General features: G+C 70.2%; 15 protein-coding genes and 1 pseudogene. 13 read left to right on the top strand and 3 right to left on the bottom strand.

What is annotated here, in order from left to right:
- Window positions 1-45 precede the first annotated feature (45 nt).
- Window positions 46-390, bottom strand: coding sequence for a nuclear transport factor 2 family protein (locus ACRSBM_RS08155; protein WP_434441347.1), 345 nt, complete (start codon window positions 388-390; stop codon window positions 46-48).
- Window positions 391-409: 19 nt separating this feature from the next.
- Window positions 410-1141: a putative protein N(5)-glutamine methyltransferase gene (locus tag ACRSBM_RS08160; protein ID WP_434441349.1), complete on the bottom strand. Its 732-nt coding sequence runs from the start codon at window positions 1139-1141 to the stop codon at window positions 410-412.
- Between the two features lie 126 nt (window positions 1142-1267).
- On the opposite strand from ACRSBM_RS08160, the gene ACRSBM_RS08165 reads away from it, so the two are divergent.
- From ACRSBM_RS08165 to ACRSBM_RS08195, 7 genes and pseudogenes are all read left to right on the top strand, one after another.
- Window positions 1268-1795, top strand: coding sequence for a TetR/AcrR family transcriptional regulator (locus ACRSBM_RS08165; RefSeq protein ID WP_434453013.1), 528 nt, complete (start codon window positions 1268-1270; stop codon window positions 1793-1795).
- Window positions 1792-2526 carry a TIGR03084 family metal-binding protein gene (locus ACRSBM_RS08170; RefSeq protein WP_434441352.1) on the top strand — a complete coding sequence of 245 codons (735 nt, stop codon included), beginning with the start codon at window positions 1792-1794 and terminating at the stop codon, window positions 2524-2526. The genes ACRSBM_RS08165 and ACRSBM_RS08170 overlap by 4 nt, the downstream gene beginning before the upstream one ends.
- Before the next feature lie 47 nt (window positions 2527-2573).
- Window positions 2574-4045: pseudogene (locus tag ACRSBM_RS08175) on the top strand (acyclic terpene utilization AtuA family protein).
- Window positions 4042-5154: an acyl-CoA dehydrogenase family protein gene (locus ACRSBM_RS08180; protein WP_434441354.1), complete on the top strand. Its 1113-nt coding sequence runs from the start codon at window positions 4042-4044 to the stop codon at window positions 5152-5154. Before ACRSBM_RS08175 ends, ACRSBM_RS08180 begins: the two are co-directional and overlap by 4 nt.
- A complete protein-coding gene (locus tag ACRSBM_RS08185) occupies window positions 5154-6704 on the top strand; it encodes an acyl-CoA carboxylase subunit beta (RefSeq protein ID WP_434441357.1) in 1551 nt (516 codons plus the stop codon). The genes ACRSBM_RS08180 and ACRSBM_RS08185 overlap by 1 nt, the downstream gene beginning before the upstream one ends.
- A 5-nt stretch (window positions 6705-6709) precedes the next feature.
- Entirely contained in the window at window positions 6710-8542 is a 1833-nt protein-coding gene (locus tag ACRSBM_RS08190; RefSeq protein ID WP_434441360.1) for a biotin carboxylase N-terminal domain-containing protein, read from the top strand.
- Window positions 8539-9678, top strand: a complete 1140-nt coding sequence (locus ACRSBM_RS08195) for an acyl-CoA dehydrogenase family protein (RefSeq protein ID WP_434441363.1) — start codon at window positions 8539-8541, stop codon at window positions 9676-9678. The genes ACRSBM_RS08190 and ACRSBM_RS08195 overlap by 4 nt, the downstream gene beginning before the upstream one ends.
- A 22-nt stretch (window positions 9679-9700) precedes the next feature.
- Here ACRSBM_RS08195 and ACRSBM_RS08200 read toward each other — a convergent pair whose 3' ends face one another.
- A complete protein-coding gene (locus ACRSBM_RS08200) occupies window positions 9701-10591 on the bottom strand; it encodes a helix-turn-helix domain-containing protein (protein ID WP_434441366.1) in 891 nt (296 codons plus the stop codon).
- Window positions 10592-10813: 222 nt separating this feature from the next.
- Here ACRSBM_RS08200 and ACRSBM_RS08205 point away from each other — a divergent pair, with 222 nt between their 5' ends.
- The 6 genes from ACRSBM_RS08205 to ACRSBM_RS08230 all read left to right on the top strand — a co-directional run bounded on the left by ACRSBM_RS08205 (window position 10814) and on the right by ACRSBM_RS08230 (window position 18208).
- Complete coding sequence (locus tag ACRSBM_RS08205; RefSeq protein WP_434441369.1) at window positions 10814-11887, top strand: S8 family peptidase; 1074 nt, start codon at window positions 10814-10816, stop codon at window positions 11885-11887.
- 110 nt (window positions 11888-11997) lie between these two features.
- Complete coding sequence (locus tag ACRSBM_RS08210) at window positions 11998-13176, top strand: S8 family peptidase (protein WP_434441372.1); 1179 nt, start codon at window positions 11998-12000, stop codon at window positions 13174-13176.
- Window positions 13177-13332: 156 nt separating this feature from the next.
- Complete coding sequence (gene aspS / locus ACRSBM_RS08215; RefSeq protein ID WP_434441375.1) at window positions 13333-15141, top strand: aspartate--tRNA ligase; 1809 nt, start codon at window positions 13333-13335, stop codon at window positions 15139-15141.
- Entirely contained in the window at window positions 15141-16082 is a 942-nt protein-coding gene (locus tag ACRSBM_RS08220) for a DUF389 domain-containing protein (RefSeq protein ID WP_434441378.1), read from the top strand. Before aspS ends, ACRSBM_RS08220 begins: the two co-directional genes overlap by 1 nt.
- Window positions 16083-16196: 114 nt before the next feature.
- Window positions 16197-17378: a hypothetical protein gene (locus ACRSBM_RS08225; protein ID WP_434441381.1), complete on the top strand. Its 1182-nt coding sequence runs from the start codon at window positions 16197-16199 to the stop codon at window positions 17376-17378.
- Between the two features lie 53 nt (window positions 17379-17431).
- Window positions 17432-18208 (top strand): SGNH/GDSL hydrolase family protein, encoded by a 777-nt coding sequence (locus ACRSBM_RS08230; protein ID WP_434441384.1) that lies wholly within the window; start codon window positions 17432-17434, stop codon window positions 18206-18208.
- Window positions 18209-18211 lie beyond the last annotated feature (3 nt).

An 18211-nucleotide genomic window follows, 5' to 3' on the forward strand; every position in this document is an offset into this window, starting at 1 on the left:
GGTAGGAACACCCTCTTCCCCAGGGTGTCCTTCGCCGCGTGGTTGCTAGGCCCAGCCGCCCTGGGCCATCGTCTGGAACTTCCACTCGCCGCCGACCCTCGTGAGCAGGTCGCCGTAGCGGACCGTGATCCCGTTGATCGTCCCGTCGGTGATCACGAAGACCAGGTTGTCGTTGATGAAGTGCGGCGTCCTGGTGGACTCCATCTGCACGTCACCGCCCAGCTGGGCCCCCATCTCCTTCAGGAACGTCTCGCGGTCCCACGACGTCGCCGAACCGTCGGTGACCGTGTTGATCGGGAACAGCGCCATGTCGGCCATCGCCTCGACGTTGCCCTCGACCGCGAGCGCGTCCCACTTCTCGAACCACTGCATGACCTCGTCGTACGACATACCGTACATTGTACGGAAGTTAGGCGCTGCCCACCACCGCATTTGTGTCTTCGCTGGTCACGAGCTTGGCGTCGAGTCCGGCGGCCGTGAAGGCGGCGAGTGCGGCGGGGGCCTGGCGTTCGCTGGTCTCGCTCAGCAGCTGTCCGCCCGGCCGCAGCCAGGCCGCGGCTTGAATTGCCGTTCTGCGCAGGATCTCGAGGCCGTCCGCGCCTCCGTCGAGGGCCACTCGGGCCTCGTGGTCGCGGGCCTCGACCGGCATGAACGGGATGTCGCCGGTCGGCACGTACGGCACGTTGGCGACCACGACGTCGATCCGCCCGCGCAGGTCTGCGGGGAGGGCGTCGAAGAGGTCGCCCTCGAACACGTCCGGGAGGTTCCGGCGCGCGCACTCGACCGCCACGGGGTCGATGTCGGCCGCGTAGACCGCGGCGTCCGGCAGCCGGTGCCGCAGCACCGCGCCCACCGCGCCGGAACCGCAGCACAGGTCGACGACGACGGCGGGCTTCAGGTCGGTGGCGAGGTCGACCAGCAGTTCGGTGCGGTGGCGTGGCACGAACACACCCCTGGTGACCACGATCCGCTGCCCGCAGAACATCGCCCAGCCGACGACGTGCTCCAGCGGCAGTCCGTCGATCCGCTGCCTGACCAGCTCTTCGAGGTGCTCGCGGTCGGTGGCCGCTTCCTCCAGTAGTGCGGCCTCCTCCTCGGCGAACACGCAGCCGGCGGCCCTCAGTCTGTTCACGATGCTCATCGAGGCGGACGCTAGCAGCGATATTTACAAGCAGGCTTGACTGTTTGTTTGTGGGCCGGAACACTCGGAGGCGTGGAGACGAGGCAGCGCCAGGCCGACCGCACCCGCGAGACCAAGCGGAAGCTGATGGAGGCCACCGTGGCGTGCCTGGTGGAACGTGGCTGGTCCGGCACGACGACGACCGAGGTGGCCGAGCGGGCCGGGGTGTCGAGGGGTGCGCAGCTGCACCACTTCCGCACCCGCGGCGAGCTGGTGGCGGCGGCGGTGGAGCACGTGGGCGCGGAGAGCGTCGAGGTGCTCAAGCGGCGCGCGGAGATCGCCGAGAAGAGCACGCACGCGGTGGTGGAGCTGATCGCGGACTTCCACGCCAGCGACCTGTTCACCGCGGCACTGGAGCTGTGGGTGGCCGCGCGCACCGATCCGGAGCTGCGCGAGCAGGTGCTCGAGCTGCAGGCGCGGCTGGGGCGCGAGGTGTACGGGCTCGCGCTGGAGCTGCTCGACGTGGACGACACCAGGCCCGGCGTGAAGGACGCCGTGCAGGCGACGCTCGACCTGGTGCGCGGGCTGGCACTCGCCAACCAGCTCGGCGACGACGCCAAACGCCGCGCGCACGTCGTGCGGTACTGGGCGAGGATGCTGGAGGAGCAGCTGTGATCACGGAACTGCTGGCCGATCTCGACGCCGAGTCGCGCGCACTGGACGAGATGGTCGCCGGTGTGGACGACTGGACGGTGCCCACGCCCGCCGAGGGGTGGACGGTCGGGCACCAGATCGGCCATCTCATGTGGACGGACAAGGCGGCGATCCTCGCCATCACGGACCCGGAGGCGTTCCAGGCGCAGCCGCTGACCGCGGACATCGTCGACACGACCGCGGCGGAGGCGGCGGCGCTGCCGGACCTGCTGCGGTTGTGGCGGGACAGCCGGGCCGCGTTGCGGGAGCACCTCGCGCGGGCGTCCGGGAAGATCGTGTGGTTCGGGCCGCCGATGAGCCCGGCGTCGATGGCCACCGCGCGGATCATGGAGACCTGGGCGCACGGGCAGGACGTCGCGGACGCGCTCGGGGTGGTGCGGGAGCCCACGGCGCGGATCAGGCACGTGTGCCACATCGGTGTGCGGACGATGGGGTTCGCGTTCCTGCTCAACGGGTTGGCGGTGCCGGACGCCGAGGTGCGGGTCGAGCTGACCGGGCCCGGTGGCGAGTCGTGGACCTGGGGACCGGAGGACGCCGAGAACCGCGTCGTGGGGCCGGCATTGGACTTCGCCTGGCTCGTGACGCAGCGCCGCAGCCGCAAGGAGCTCGCGATCGAGGCCACCGGGCCGGTGGCGCGGGAGTGGGTGCCGATCGCGCAGGCCTTCGCGGGACCTCCCGGAGGCGGCCGGTGATCAGGATCGGCAACGCCTCCGGGTTCTACGGCGACCGGCTGTCCGCGATGCGGGAGCAGCTCGAAGGCGGCGAGCTCGACGTGCTGACGGGGGACTACCTCGCCGAGCTGACCATGCTCATCCTCGGGCGCGACCGGATGAAGGACTCCTCGCTGGGCTACGCCAGGACGTTCCTGCGGCAGATGGAGGACTGCCTGGCGCTGGCGCTCGACCAGGGCGTCCGGATCGTGGTCAACGCGGGCGGGCTCAACCCCGAGGGGCTCGCGCGCAAGCTCGGCGCCAAGGTCGGGTACGTCACGGGTGACGACCTCAAGGGGCGGTTCCCGGACGCGTTGACCGCCAACGCCTATCTCGGCGCGTGGGAGATCGCGGAGTGCCTGGAGCAGGGCGCGCAGGTCGTGGTCACCGGGCGGGTCACCGACGCGAGCCTGGTGGTCGGGCCCGCCGCGGCACACTTCGGCTGGGCGCGCGATGACTGGGACCGGTTGGCCGGCGCCACGGTCGCGGGGCACGTGCTGGAGTGCGGGACCCAGGCGACGGGCGGCAACTACTCGTTCTTCACCGAGATCGACGTGACCCGGCCCGGGTTTCCGATCGCGGAGATCGAGGAGGACGGGTCGAGCCTGATCACCAAGCACGACGGGACGGGCGGCGCGGTCACGGTCGACACCGTCACGGCGCAGCTGCTGTACGAGATCGGCGCGCCGGAGTACCTGGGGCCGGACGTCACCACGCACTTCGACACGATCCGGCTGGACGAGCACCCCAGGGGCGTCCGGATCAGCGGAGTGAAGGGCAGTCCGCCGCCGGAGACGCTCAAGGTCTGCCTGAACACGCTGGGTGGGTTCAGGAACTCCACGACGTTCGTCCTCACCGGACTCGACATCGACCGGAAGGCCGAGCTCGTCCAGCGGCAGCTGCACAACGCCATCGGCGAGGACGGGCTGGCCTGGACGCTGGCGAGGACCGACCAGCGGGACGCGGCCACCGAGGAGCAGGCGAGCGCGTTGCTGCACGTCACGATCAAGACGACGGATCCCCAGCGGGCCAAGGGGTTCAGCCGGGCCGCGATCGAGCTGGCGCTGGCGAGCTATCCCGGGTTCCACGTCACGGCGCCTCCGAGTGACGGGACGCCGTTCGGCGTCTACCAGGCCGCGTACGTGCACCGCGACGAGGTCAGCGCCAAGGCGGTGGTGCTGTGAAGGCGCCGCTGGGAACGGTCGCCGGTGCGCGCAGCGGCGACAAGGGTGGTGACGCGAACCTCGGTGTGTGGGTTCGGTCCGACGAGGCTTTCAAGTGGCTCAACGGTTTCCTGACGACCGAGAAGCTCAAGGAGCTGCTGCCGGAGGCGGGTGAGGTCAGCAGGTACGAGCTGCCGAACCTCCGGGCGCTCAACTTCGTGCTGCACGGCCTGCTCGGTGACGGGGTGGCGAGCAGCACGCGGTTCGACCCGCAGGCGAAGGCGCTGGGCGAGTGGTTGCGCAGCAGGGAAGTCGAGATCCCGGAGGAGCTCCTGTGATCACGAAGGATCTGTACGAGCGGACAGAGCTGAGGCAGCTCGTCCGCGACTTCACGCGCAAGGAGATCGCGCCGCACCTAGGCCAGTGGGAGCGCGCCGGCGAGGTTCCGCGCGAGCTGCACAAGAAGGCGGCGGAGCTCGACCTGCTCGGCATCGGGTTCGAGCACGGCGACCTGCTCGACACGGTGGCGCTGACCGAGGAGGTCATTCAGAACGGCGGGTCGTCGGGGCTGATGGCCGCGTTGTTCACGCTCGGCATCGCGATCCCGCACATCTGGCAGAGCGGCGACGAGGACCTGATCGAGAGGTTCGCGAAGCCCGCCATCCGCGGCGAGAAGATCGGCAGCCTGGCCGTCACCGAACCCGGCGCCGGCTCCGACGTCGCGGCGATCAGGACCACGGCGGTCAGGGACGGCGACCACTACGTCGTCAACGGCGAGAAGACGTTCATCACCTCGGGCTGCCGGGCCGACTTCGTCACGACCGCGGTGCGGACCGGCGGCGAGGGCTACCAGGGCATCTCGCTGCTCGTCATCGAGGACGGGTTCACGCGGCGCAAGCTCGACAAGATGGGCTGGCACTGCAGCGACACCGCGGAGCTGCACTTCGACGACGTGCGCGTGCCGGCGGAGAACCTGGTGGGCGAGGAGAACCAGGGCTTCGTGCAGATCATGCGGCAGTTCCAGGTCGAGCGGATCACGATGGCCGTCCAGGCGTACGCGACGGCGCAACGGGCGTTGGACCTCACCGTCGAGTGGGTCCGCGACCGCGAGACGTTCGGCAAGCCGCTGATCAGGCGCCAGGTGGTGAGCCACCGGCTGGCCACGATGGCGCAGAGGATCGACCTGGCGCGGACGTACACGCGGGAGGTCGCGGCCAGGGTCGACCGCGGCGAGGACTGCGTCACCGAGGTCTGCTTCGCGAAGAACGCCGCCGTCGAGGCCTGTGACGAGGTGGTCGACGCGGCGGTGCAGTTGCACGGCGGCATGGGGTACATGCGCGAGTCCGAAGTGGAGCGCCACTACCGGGACGCCCGCATCCTCGGCATCGGGGGCGGGGCGAGTGAAGTGATGACCGAGCTCGCGGCACGACGATTGGGGTTCGCCTGATGGGCAACAGGGAGGCGCTGCTCGCGAAGATCGCGGAGCTGGACGCCGAGCACGCCAAGGCGCTCGCGGGAGGCGGGCCGAAGTACGTCGAGCGGCACCACCGGCGCGGCAAGCTCCTTGCCCGCGAACGGGTCGAGCTGCTCGTGGACGAGGACAGCCCGTTCCTCGAGCTGTCGCCGCTCGCCGCCTGGGGCACCGACTTCCCGGTCGGGGCCAGCGTGGTCACCGGCATCGGGCGGATCGAGGGCGTCGAGTGCGTGATCGTCGCGAACGACCCGACGGTGCGCGGTGGTTCGTCGAACCCGTACACGCTGCGGAAGTCGTTGCGGGCCAACGACATCGCGCTGCAGAACCGGCTGCCGCTGGTCAGCCTGGTCGAGTCGGGCGGAGCGGATCTCCCGACGCAGAGCGAGATCTTCATCCCCGGCGGCCGGGCGTTCCGCGACCTGACCAGGCTGTCGGCCGCGGGCATCCCGACGGTCACGGCGGTGTTCGGCAACGCGACGGCCGGTGGCGCGTACGTGCCGGGCATGTCCGACTACGTGATCATGATCAAGGATCGCTCGAAGGTGTTCCTGGGCGGGCCGCCGCTGGTCAAGATGGCGACCGGGGAGGACGCGGACGACGAGTCGCTGGGTGGCGCCACGATGCACGGCGCCACGTCCGGGCTCGCGGACTTCGTGGCGGAGGACGAGACCGACGCGATCCGGCTCGCCCGCAGGGTCGTCGCGCGGCTGAACTGGCGCAAGCTGGGGCCGGAACCCGCGCCCGTCGAAGAGCCGCTGTTCGACGCCGAGAGCATCCTGGACATCGTCTCCGAGGACCAGCGCGTGCCGTTCGACCCGCGGGACGTCATCGCGCGGCTGGCCGACGGCTCGAAGTTCGACGAGTTCAAACCGTTGTACGGCACCAGCCTCGTCACCGGCTGGGCCCGCGTCCACGGCTATCCGGTCGGCATCCTCGCCAACGCGCGCGGTGTGCTGTTCAGCGAGGAGTCGCAGAAGGCCACGCAGTTCATCCAGCTGGCCAACTCCAGCGACACGCCGCTGGTCTTCCTGCAGAACACCACGGGCTACATGGTCGGTGCCCAGTACGAACAGGGCGGCATCGTGAAGCACGGCTCGATGATGATCAACGCGGTGTCCAACAGCCGGGTGCCGCACCTGACGATCACGATGGGCGCCTCGTACGGTGCGGGCAACTACGGCATGTGCGGCCGGGCGTACGACCCGCGGTTCCTCTTCACCTGGCCCAACGCCAAGTCAGCCGTGATGGGGCCCGCGCAGCTCGCCGGCGTGCTGTCGATCGTCGGACGGCAGGCCGCCGCCGCGAAGGGGCAGGAGTACAACGAGGAGCACGACGCGGCCATGCGCACGATGGTCGAGGCGCAGATCGAGGAGCAGTCGCTCGCGCCGTTCCTGTCCGGGAAGCTCTACGACGACGGCGTGATCGACCCGCGCGACACCAGGACCGTGCTCGGCCTGTGCCTCTCCGCTGTCCACAGTGGACCGATCAAGGGCGCCGACGGCTTCGGCGTCTTCCGGATGTGAGCCCCGTGATCAAGACTCTCCTGATCGCCAACCGCGGCGAGATCGCCCGCCGGATCATCCGCACGTGTCAGGCGAACGGCATCCGGACCGTGGCCGTGTTCTCCGATCCGGACGCGGAGTCCCCGCACGTCCGGGAGGCCGACCTCGCGGTCCGGTTGCCGGGCGCGGCGCCGTCCGAGACCTACCTGCGAGCCGACCTGCTCGTCGAGGCGGCTCAGCGGGCCGGTGCGGACGCCGTCCATCCCGGTTACGGGTTCCTGAGCGAGAACGCGGACTTCGCGTGCGAGGTCCAGGCGGCAGGGTTGACCTGGGTCGGGCCGGAGCCGGACGCCATCGAGGCGATGGGGTCGAAGGTCGCCGCGAAGAAGCGGATGGCCGCCGCGGGGGTGCCGACGCTGCCGGAACTGGACCCGGAGACGGTCTCCGAGTTCCCGGTGCTGATCAAGGCGTCGGCCGGTGGCGGTGGCCGGGGTATGCGGATCGTGCGGGAGAAGGCCGAGTTCGCCGATGCGCTCGCGAGCGCGCGGCGGGAGGCCGAGTCGGCGTTCGGTGACCCCACGGTGTTCTGCGAGCCGTTGCTGGAGCACGCGCGGCACGTGGAGGTGCAGATCCTCGCGGACGCGCACGGCACGATCTGGGCGCTCGGCGAGCGCGAGTGCTCGATCCAGCGGCGGCACCAGAAGATCGTCGAGGAGTCGCCCAGCCCGGCGGTGAACGACGACGTGCGCAAGCGTTTGTTCGCGGCGGCGACCGCGGCGGCCGAGTCGATCGGGTACGTCGGCGCCGGCACCGTCGAGTTCATGCTCAAGGGCGAGGACTTCCACTTCCTGGAGGTCAACACGCGGCTGCAGGTCGAGCACCCGGTCACCGAGCTCGTCCACGGCGTCGACCTCGTCGAGTGGCAGCTGCGGATCGCCGAGGGCGCCCGGCTGCCCGCGCAGGCGCCGGAACCGCGGGGGCACGCGATCGAGGTCCGGCTCTACGCCGAGGATCCCGCGCACGGCTGGCGTCCGGCGAGCGGGACGCTGCACCGGTTCCACGTGCCCGGCGACGTCCGGCTGGACAGCGGTGTCGAGGACGGCTCCGTGATCTCCGTGCACTACGACCCGATGCTGGCCAAGGTGATCGCGTACGCGCCGACGCGTGCGGGTGCGGCGCGCAAGCTGGCGACGGCGTTGGCGAGCGCGCGGATCCACGGCCTCGTCACGAACCGACAACTGCTCGTGGACATCCTGCAGAACGACGCTTTCCTCGACGGTGACACGCACACCGGGTTCCTCGCCGAGCACGACTTCACCGGGACCGTTGACCCGCAACCGTTTGCGCTCGCCGCAGCACTCGCGCTCGCGGCCGGCCGCCGGATCGGGCACCTGCCGCTGGGCTGGCGCAACGTGCGGTCCCAGCGGCCGGCGGCGAAGTTCCTGTTCGGTGAGGAACTGGTCGAGGTCGAGTACGACCCGGAGCAGGCCACCACGGACACCGTCGTGCTCGACCTCGACGGCGTGCGCGTTCCGTTCCACGTCAGCAGGTACGGCGACGCGGTCGAGGTCGACTCGCCGCGCGGTTCGGTGTCGCTGACGGTCGTGCCGCGCTTCCCCGAACCGGAGACGAAGCTCGCTCCCGGGGCGACCGTCGCCCCGATGCCCGGCACGGTCGTCAGGGTCGGCGTGCGGCAGGGCGACGTGGTCGAAGCCGGTGCCGAGCTGCTGGTGCTGGAAGCGATGAAGATGGAACACCGCGTGCTCGCGACCAACGCGGGCACGGTCACCGAACTCCTTGTGCAGCAAGCCCAGCAGGTCAACGCCGGCGACGTCCTGGCCGTAGTGGAGGAACAGTGAGCTTCGTCGAGTCCGAAGAGCGGATCGCGCTGCGCAAGGCCGTCTCCGAGTTCGGTGCCAGGTACGGCGACGAGTACTTCACCGCGAAGGCCCGCGCGGGGGAGAAGACCACCGAACTGTGGGAGGAGGCCGGCAAGCTCGGCTACCTCGGCGTCGCGGTGCCCGAGGAGTACGGCGGCGGTGGCGGCGGCATCGGCGACCTAGCGGCGGTGTGCGAGGAGCTGGCGGCGGCGGGATGCCCGTTGCTGCTCATGGTGGTGTCGCCGGCGATCTGCGCGACGGTGATCGCGCGGTTCGGCACGAGTGAGCAGAAGTCCCGGTGGCTGCCCGGTTTCGCGGACGGCACGCTGAAGATGGCGTTCGCGATCACCGAGCCGGACGCGGGTTCCAACGCGCACCAGCTCAGGACGCACGTCCGGCGGGACGGCGACGACTGGATCCTCAAGGGCACCAAGACCTTCATCTCCGGCATCGACGAGGTCGACGCCGTGCTCGTGGTCGCGATCCAGCAGACCGGGCCGGTGCTCGTGGTCGTCCCGACGGACGCCGAGGGCTTCACCTGGCACGAGATCGACATGGACCTGGTGATGCCGGAGAAGCAGTTCACGTTGTTCTTCGACGACGTGCGGCTGCCCGCCGACGCCGTCGTGGGCTCACCGGACCAGGGGCTGCTGCAGGTCTTCGCGGGCCTCAACCCGGAACGGATCATGGGCGCGAGCATGGCCACCGGTTCGGCGCGGCTGGCGATCGGCAAGGCCGTCGCCTACGCACAGCAGCGCACGGTCTGGGACACCCCGATCGGCGCGCACCAGGGCCTCGCCCACCCGCTGGCGAAGATCCACATCGAGGTCGAGCTCGCGCGGCTGATGACGCAGAAGGCGGCCGCGCTCTACGACTCGGGCCGCGACAAGGAGGCGGGCGAGGCCGCGAACATGGCCAAGTACGCGGCGGGCGAGGCGATCGCGGCGGCCGTCGACCAGGCGGTCCAGGTCCACGGCGGCAACGGCCTGACCCGCGAGTTCGGGCTGGCGTCGATGCTCGGCGCGTCCCGGCTGTCCCGCATCGCGCCCGTCTCGCGGGAGATGGTGCTGAACTTCGTCGCGCAGAACTCGCTGAAGCTGCCCCGCTCCTACTGACACACCGCGATCTCGGGGGTTTTCACGACCCCGGGGCGCTCGCCGGCGCGGTCCAGCGCATTCCGTAGAGGCCAGGACCGAAGTCGAGCGCGGCGGCGTGCGCGTAGCCCCCGTCGTCCACCGGGGCCGGGCGGGCGCCGCCGACCATTTCCGCGCCCGCCGGGCCGGAGGAGAACTGCTCACAGGAAGCGGGCGGTGACCCGGCCGGGAATTTGATCTCCAGCACGTAGTCGTGCACGCGTTCGGCGAACCGCCGGAAATGCGTGTGCTCGACCGTCGGATGGGGATAGATCAATTCGTACTCGATCGCGATCGAGTCGCCGGGGGAGATCGGTTCGGCGAACAACAGCTCGGCGACGAGCACGCCGTTGGTGCGTTCCCGCGCGATCCGGCCGACCCGGCAGGAACGCACGGCCGTGAGCGCGGGCTGCGCCGAACCCGTTTCCTGGCACAGGACCCAGCGGTCCACGCCCGCGGAACGCGCCTGCATGACCTGCCGGGAGCGGACGCCGCGCACCCCGCCGCAGGGCGCGACGTCGACCCGGTCGTGCTGGGCCGTCACCACCAGTCCGGAGCCGTCCCACGGCGTCCGCGCCGACGTCTCCCGCCTGCGGGAACGACCACGCGGCCGGGGTGGGCCCAGCAGCCTCGACAGGGCCGCCTCCGGCAGCCCGAGCACGTTCTCCAGATGCGCGAGCGCCCTCAGCGACTCTGGCCGCTCGGGCCTGCGCCGGCCTGACTGCCAGTAGCTCAGCGCCGTGACGCTGATCGGCGCCCCGCGCACCTTCAGCCGGTGCTGCAACCGTTCCAGGCTGAGGCCGCGCACCTGGATCGCGACCCGCAACGCGTCCGCGAACGGACCCGTCACCAGCAGGTCGGCGAGCTCCTCACGCGGTGGGTAAATCGTGAGCATCACTCCTCCGTTTCACGGAGTCAAGATCGGAAGGCTATCGGCCACAAAGGGAGTGCGGTACAGCCGATCGGCGGTTTCGGGTCGTTGGCGAACCCGGAAAGTTCAGATCTCGGGCCTATTACGCCGCCAATAGTCCCGATCGAGTTCCCCGCGGCGAAGATGTGCGGCCCCGGCTCCTGCAAGCCGGGGCCGTTTTCCCTGCGAACGAAAGGAAGCCTGCCTGTGAGAGCCCTGCTGGCAGTCGCCGCCGTCGCGGCAGCGGTCGTGGTCGCCCCGGCGTCCGCGGCCACGTCCTCCTACATCGTGGTCCTGCGGGACGGGACCGTGTCGTCGTTCAGCGGCCCGGTCGAGCACCGGTACACCGAAGTGTTCGACGGTTTCAGCGCCCGGCTGACCTCCGCCCAGGTCAGGGCGCTGAAGGCCGATCCCAATGTGTCCTCTGTGGAGCGTGACGGGATCGTGCACGCCAACGGCGTCCAGCTCAACCCGCCGTGGAGCCTGGACCGGATCGACCAGCGCGCGTTGCCGCTCGACCAGCGCTACGAGTACACGAGCACCGGTCGTGGCGTGAACATCTACGTGATCGACACCGGTCTCCGCGTGACGCACACCGACTTCGGCAACCGGGCGCGCAACGGCTGGGACACCGTCGACAACGACGCGATCGCGCAGGACGACAACGGTCACGGCACGCACGTCGCCGGCATCGCCGCGGGCGCGAAGCACGGCGTCGCGAAGCAGGCGACGGTGTGGGGCGTCCGGGTGCTCAACGGGTCCGGTTCCGGCACGATCTCCGGTGTCATCGCGGGCGTCGACTGGGTGACGCGCAACGCGGTCAAGCCCGCGGTGGCCAACATGTCGCTGGGAGGCGGCGCTTCCGCGGCACTGGACGCCGCGGTCAAGAAGTCGATCGACTCGGGCATCTCGTACACGGTCGCGGCGGGCGGCAGCAACACCGATCCCGTGAACTCGTCGCCACAACGGGTTTCGCAGGCGATCTGCGTGGGTGCGTTGACGCAGAACGACACCAAGTCCCCGTCGTCGAACTACGGTCCGCTGGTGGACATCTGGGCTCCGGGCGTCAGCATTCCCTCGGCCTGGAACACGAACGACACGGCGACCGCGACGCTGAGCGGTTCCTCCATGGCCGCACCGCACGCGGCCGGTGTCGCGGCCCGGTACCTGGAGTTCCACCGTGCCGCCACGCCCGCGCAGGTCGAGCGCGCGCTGGTTACCACGGGCACGCCGGGGACACCACCCGTCACTCGTATCCTCTACTGGCCACCATCCCTGTGAATGGTGAATTGTTCGGCAATACAACAGCGTCTTAATATTTAGGACGCCCTTGGCAGGAACCGGATCTCTCCATAACGTCGGAAGCGCTTCGTTCCCCTGCAAAGAACGGAATGCGACTCATGACGCGAAAGATCCGGTTCCTGGCCGGTGCCGGCGCGGCGACCCTCGCCATGTCGGTTCTGATGGTTCCCAACGCCTCCGCCGCCGAAGGCGAGGTGCTCTCCCTCGGCTCGCCCGAGAAGATCACCGGCAGCTTCATCGTGAAGCTGAAGGAGGGCAAGGCGAACGGGCACGCCCTCGCTTCGCGGTTCGGCGCGAAGGTGGAGCGCGAGTACACCAGCTTCGGCGGCTTCAACGTGAAGCTGACCGAGAAGCAGGCCAAGCGCCTGGCCGCCGACCCGTCCGTCGAGTTCGTCGAGGCCGACCAGGTCGTGCGCACGCAGGCCACGCAGACGAACCCGCCGTCATGGGGTCTCGACCGCATCGACCAGCGCAACCTGCCGGTCAACCAGTCCTACAGCTACACCTCGACCGGCAGCGGCGTGACCGCGTACGTCGTCGACACCGGTGTGCGCATCAGCCACTCCACGTTCGGTGGCCGCGCCGCGAACGGCCGTGACTTCGTGGACAATGACAACGTTGCCCAGGACGGCAACGGCCACGGCACGCACGTCGCCGGCACCATCGCGGGCTCGCAGTACGGCGTCGCGAAGGCCGCCCGGATCGTCGCCGTCCGCGTCCTCGACAACAACGGCTCCGGCACCCTCGCGGGCGTCGCGGCCGGCGTCGACTGGGTGGCCGCCAACGCGGTCAAGCCGGCCGTCGCGAACCTGTCGCTCGGCGGCGGCGCCAACGCCACCATCGACGCGGCGGTCCGCAACGCCGTCGCCAAGGGCGTGACCGTCGCGGTCGCGGCGGGCAACTCCAACGCCAACGCGTCCGGGTTCTCCCCGGCCCGCGTGACCGAGGCGATCACGGTCGGCTCCACCGACCGCACCGACGCCCGCTCGTCGTTCTCGAACTACGGCTCGGTGCTCGACATCTTCGCCCCCGGCCGCGACATCACCTCGGCCTGGAGCACGTCCGACACCGCCACCAGGACCATCTCGGGCACGTCGATGGCCGCCCCGCACGTCGCGGGTGCCGCCGCTCGCTACCTCTCGACGAACCGCGCGGCGACGCCGGCCCAGGTCGCCTCGTACCTGATCGGGCAGTCCACGCCGTCGAAGGTGACGAACCCGGGCTCGGGCTCGCCGAACCGCCTGCTGTACCTCGCGCCGTCCGCGTGAGCTGACTGAAACCGGGAAGGCCGCGACCTGCGTCGCGGCCTTTTCCCGTTGTGGCGTCCAGAGGTGGGACCCGCGATCCGACCTGCGTGAAAATCTGTCGGTGGCTCCGGCTAGCCTTGACGCCAAAGCTGACTTCGTCTACAAGGAGCCACCACCGTGTTGCGCACGCACGAGGCCGGATCACTCCGGGCCGAGCACGCCGGGCAGTCCGTCACCCTCACCGGGTGGGTCGCTCGCCGGCGTGATCACGGCGGTGTCATCTTCATCGACCTGCGTGACGCGTCCGGTGTGGCCCAGGTGGTGTTCCGCGAGGGCGAGATGGCCGAGCGCGCGCACCGGCTGCGCAGCGAGTACGTCATCAAGGTCACCGGTGAGACGAGCTTGCGGCCCGAGGGCAGCGAGAACCCCGAGCTGCCCACCGGCGCGATCGAGGTCTACGTGAGCGACCTCGAGGTCCTCAACGAGGCCGCGCCGCTGCCGTTCCAGGTCGAGAGCGACATCGAGCCGGGCGAGGAGGCCCGCCTCAAGCACCGCTACCTCGACCTGCGCCGCAGCGGCCCGGCCAAGGCCATCCGGCTGCGCAGCGAGGTCAGCCGCATCGCCCGCGAGGTGCTGCACGGCGAGAAGTTCGTCGAGATCGAGACGCCGACGCTGACCCGCAGCACCCCCGAGGGCGCGCGCGACTTCCTGGTGCCGGCGCGGCTGCGTCCCGGTTCCTGGTACGCGCTGCCGCAGTCGCCGCAGCTGTTCAAGCAGCTGCTCATGGTCGGTGGCCTGGAGCGCTACTACCAGATCGCGCGCTGCTACCGCGACGAGGACTTCCGCGCCGACCGCCAGCCGGAGTTCACCCAGCTCGACATCGAGATGAGCTTCGTCGAGCAGGACGACGTCATCGCGCTCACCGAGAAGCTGCTGGCCGCGATCTGGAAGGAGACCAAGGGCGTCGAGCTGCCGCTGCCGTTCCGCCGGATCTCCTACGCCGACGCGATGGCGAAGTACGGCTCGGACAAGCCGGACCTGCGCTTCGAGCTGGAGCTCACCGAGCTGACCGAGTACTTCAAGGACACGACGTTCCGCGTGTTCCAGGCGCCGTACGTCGGTGCCGTGGTCATGCCGGGTGGCGCCTCGCAGCCGCGCCGCACGCTCGACGCGTGGCAGGAGTTCGCGAAGCAGCGCGGCCACAAGGGTCTCGCCTACGTGCTCGTGCAGGAGGACGGCACGCTCGGCGGCCCGGTCGCGAAGAACCTCACCGACGCCGAGCGCGACGGTCTCGCGAAGGCCGTCGGCGCCAACCCCGGCGACTGCATCTTCTTCGGTGCGGGTGAGGCCCGTGACGCGCGTGCCCTGCTGGGTGCGGCCCGTGTCGAGATCGCGCACCGCGTCGGCCTGGTCGACGAGAACGCGTGGGCGTTCGCGTGGGTCGTCGACTTCCCGATGTTCGAGTCGGTCGACAAGCTCGAGGCCGGTGACGTCGCGGTCGGCGGCAGCAACTGGACGGCGCTGCACCACGCGTTCACCTCGCCGACCCCGGACTGGATCGACAACTTCGAGTCCGACCCCGGCAACGCGCTGGCCTACGCGTACGACGTGATCCTGAACGGCAACGAGCTCGGCGGTGGCTCGATTCGTATCCATCGCGCGGACGTGCAGCAGCGCGCGTTCGACGTGATGGGCATCGGTGGCGAGGAGGCGCAGGAGAAGTTCGGCTTCCTGCTCGACGCGTTCAAGTTCGGCGCCCCGCCCCACGGCGGCATCGCGCTCGGCTGGGACCGCCTCTGCATGCTGCTCGCGGGTGTCGACTCGATCCGCGAGGTCATCGCGTTCCCGAAGAGCGGCGGCGGCTACGACCCGCTGACGGCGGCTCCGGCGCCGATCACCGCCCAGCAGCGCAAGGAAGCGGGCGTCGACGCCAAGCCCCAGGAAAAGGCCCAGGACAAGACGCAGGACAAGGCCGAGAAGGCGTAATGCTGCGGCTGCGGGTGGTCTGCCCGGCGGACCAGTCCGAAGCCGCGCTGCAGCTCCTCCGCGACCACGCGGGAACCACCCACCTGGTGGTCCTGCGTGGCGCGGCGGTCGACCCCGAGGGCGACCTGATCACGGCGGACGTGGCGCGCGAGGCGGTCGACGAGGTCGTCGGCGCGTTGTGCGGGCTGGGGATCGACCGCGACGGCGGCATCACGATCGAGACGATCGAGACCTCGCTGTCCGACGCCGCCGACCGGGCGCAGGAGGAGGCGCCGGGCGAGGGGCCGGACGCGATCGTCTGGGATGAGCTGATCGCGCGGACCGGCGAGGAGTCCAGGCCGAGCGTCACGTTCCAGGCCTTCCTCACCATCGCGTGCCTGCTCGCGGCCGTCGGCATCGCGACGGACTCGACGGTGACGCTGGTCGGCGCGATGGTCGTGGGGCCCGAGTTCGGGCCGCTCGCCGCCATCGCCGTCGGCATCGTCGCCCGGCGCTGGGACCTGGTGCGGCGGGCGGTGGCGGCCCTCGTGATCGGGTTTCCGGTGGCGATCGCGATCACCGCGGTCCTGACGTGGCTCGGTGCGCGGTTCGGCCTGCTGCAGCGCGAGACGTTGCTGAACGGGACCGAGGTCGAGTTCATCTACCAGTTCGGGATCTTCTCGCTGATCGTGGCGCTGCTCGCGGGCGCGGCGGGCATGCTGTCGATGACGTCCTCGAAGTCGGCGGCGCTCGTCGGGGTGTTCATCTCGGTCACCACCGTGCCCGCCGCCGGGTACGCCGCACTGGCCGCGGTTCTCGGAGTGTGGGACAGGGTCGGTCCCGCGGTTGCCCAACTGGGCATCAACTTGATCGGTATTGTCCTCGCGGCCGCGCTCGTCCTGTTGATCCGCAGGCGCGGGGCAACGGATGGTGTTTCCACACGTCCACTGTCCAGGGGATGATCTACGGACTTCCCGGGAGCGGTCCGAGCCGTTACCAACGAGTGATGGTGGCCGCGGTCTGGCCGGATTAGCGTTCGGTCCGGCTCACGGACATGGGGAGTAGGGTCGGAGGGGATGAGCGTGGAGATCACCGCGGGCCCTCCCGAGACGACTTCTCCTGAGATCGCGGAAGCTGTCGGGGCTGCCGAGCAGGTACTGACCAGGCGACTGGGTGCACAGGTGCGCCTCGCCGACCCCGAGGCACTCGGGGGTACCGGTCGTTCCGTCGTCATTCGCGTGAGAGTCGCCTCCTCGCCGTTCTCCATGCCGCGCACGCTGGTCGTGAAGCGCTATCCGGCGGGCAGCGGCGACCGGGACCCGTGGGCGCACGAGGCGGTCAGCCACCAGCTCCTCACCGCGCTTCCCGCCGAGGAACGCGCGACGCCGGAGTTGTTCGCGCACGACGCGGCGTCGCGTCTGGTCGTGCTGGAAGACCTGGGCCGTGCGCCGCGGCTGTCCGAGAAGCTGCACGCCATGGACGCGCGCGCCGCCGAACGAGGGCTGCTGTCGTGGGCACACGCGATGGGCCGCCTGCACGCCACCACGGCGGGCAGGGACGCGGACTTCGACGCGTTGATGCGCCGCGCCGGCGCGCAGTGCTGCCAGGATCCGATCGCGGTCGACGTGCACGCGGCGATCGCGGGCTTACCGGCGCTGCTCGGGTCCACGCTGGGCATCGAGACGTCCGTGCAGGCGGTCGAGTTCGCCGTCGGTGCCGCGCGGGCGTTCAGCACCTCGCGGCGCCGTGCGTTCAGTCCGTCGACGTCCTGTCCGGACAATCACCTGGTCACCTCGCGCGGTGTCCGGTTCGTCGACTTTGAGGGCGGCTGCGTCCGCGACATCGTGTTCGACGCCGCCGCGTTGCGCGTGCCGTTCCCGTCCTGCTGGTGCGGCTGGGGTCTGCCGCCGGGCATGTCCGAGGCCATGGTCGCCGCCTGGCGTGCCGAGGTCGGGTCGGTGTGGCCCGAGATGGACGACGACGCGGTGCTCTTACCGCGCCTGCTGCAGGCCCAGCTGCTGTGGGTGTGGCTCGCGACGTGGCGGGCGTTGTCCAAGCCCATGCCGAACGCTGACAACGTCGACAACTCGCCGCCGCGCAGTGTGGTGCTGACGGGCCGCTGGATCCGGTTGCGGTCGGACGCGTTGTTGCTGGGCGAGAAGACGGTCGCGTCGCACGCCGACGCGGTGATCGGCGCACTGGCCGACCGCTACGGCCCCGAGGCGCTCGAACTCCCGCTTTACCCTGCATTTCGCTGAACCGTTCCCACACCGTCATTCCAGGATCACCGGGCCACCTGATGCTGTTCGGCGTGCTGGTGTTACTCGGTGACTCGACAGCGGTCGGGATCGGCGACCTCGTTCCCGGTGGCTGGCGCGGCTTCGGCCCGATCCTCTCGGCCGCCTACCCGGACAACGGCTACCGCAACCACGCCGTCTCCGGCGCGCGGCTGGCCGACGTCAGACGTGTCCAGCTGCCGCGGGCGTTGCGCGACAAGCCGAGTGCGGCCGTCGTCATCGCCGGTGTCAACGACACGCTGCGGTCCGACTTCTCGGTGCGGCGGATGCACGAGGACCTCGACCACATCTGCCGTGAGCTGACCGCGGCCGGCGTTTCCGTTGTCACGGTGCGGTTTCACGACCAGGGACGCGTGTTCAAGCTGCCCGGCCGGTTGCGGCGCGTGCTGAAGGACCGCATCGACGAGTACAACCGTGTCGTCGACGTGGTGGTGGCCCGGCACGGGGTTCGCTGCGTCGACCTGCACACGCTGCCCGGCGCCTACGAGCTGGAGACCTGGGCGGTCGACCGGCTGCACCCGTCCGAGCGCGGTCACCGGATGCTGGCGAGGGCCTTCGCCACCGAGCTGCGCGCCGCCGGGCACGCGGTCGGTGAGATCAGCCTGGAGTGCTCGGGCGGGCGGGAGCTCACGGTGTGGCACCACGTGGCCTGGTTGGTGCTGAAGGGGATTCCGTGGTTGTGGCGGCGGGGTGCGGACCTGTTGCCGTTGCTGTGGGTCGACGAGGTGCCGGTCGAGGTGGCGGCGCCGGTGCCGGGGGAGGTGTTCCCCGCCGACACCGGCCGCCTGTAGCGG

The sequence above is a fragment of the Lentzea xerophila genome, assembly GCF_051094245.1.
Classification (GTDB): Bacteria; Actinomycetota; Actinomycetes; order Mycobacteriales; family Pseudonocardiaceae; genus Lentzea; species Lentzea xerophila.

Excerpts from the sequence above, each read along its gene's own strand:
- ACRSBM_RS08165 (WP_434453013.1), top strand. The coding sequence starts at position 1,268 with ATGGAGGCCACCGTGGCGTGCCTGGTGGAACGTGGCTGGTCCGGCACG.
- ACRSBM_RS08160 (WP_434441349.1), bottom strand. The coding sequence starts at position 1,141 with ATGAGCATCGTGAACAGACTGAGGGCCGCCGGCTGCGTGTTCGCCGAG.
- ACRSBM_RS08220 (WP_434441378.1), top strand. The coding sequence starts at position 15,141 with ATGCTGCGGCTGCGGGTGGTCTGCCCGGCGGACCAGTCCGAAGCCGCG.
- ACRSBM_RS08185 (WP_434441357.1), top strand. The coding sequence starts at position 5,154 with ATGGGCAACAGGGAGGCGCTGCTCGCGAAGATCGCGGAGCTGGACGCC.
- ACRSBM_RS08200 (WP_434441366.1), bottom strand. The coding sequence starts at position 10,591 with ATGCTCACGATTTACCCACCGCGTGAGGAGCTCGCCGACCTGCTGGTG.
- ACRSBM_RS08155 (WP_434441347.1), bottom strand. The coding sequence starts at position 390 with ATGTCGTACGACGAGGTCATGCAGTGGTTCGAGAAGTGGGACGCGCTC.
- ACRSBM_RS08225 (WP_434441381.1), top strand. The coding sequence starts at position 16,197 with ATGAGCGTGGAGATCACCGCGGGCCCTCCCGAGACGACTTCTCCTGAG.
- ACRSBM_RS08210 (WP_434441372.1), top strand. The coding sequence starts at position 11,998 with ATGCGACTCATGACGCGAAAGATCCGGTTCCTGGCCGGTGCCGGCGCG.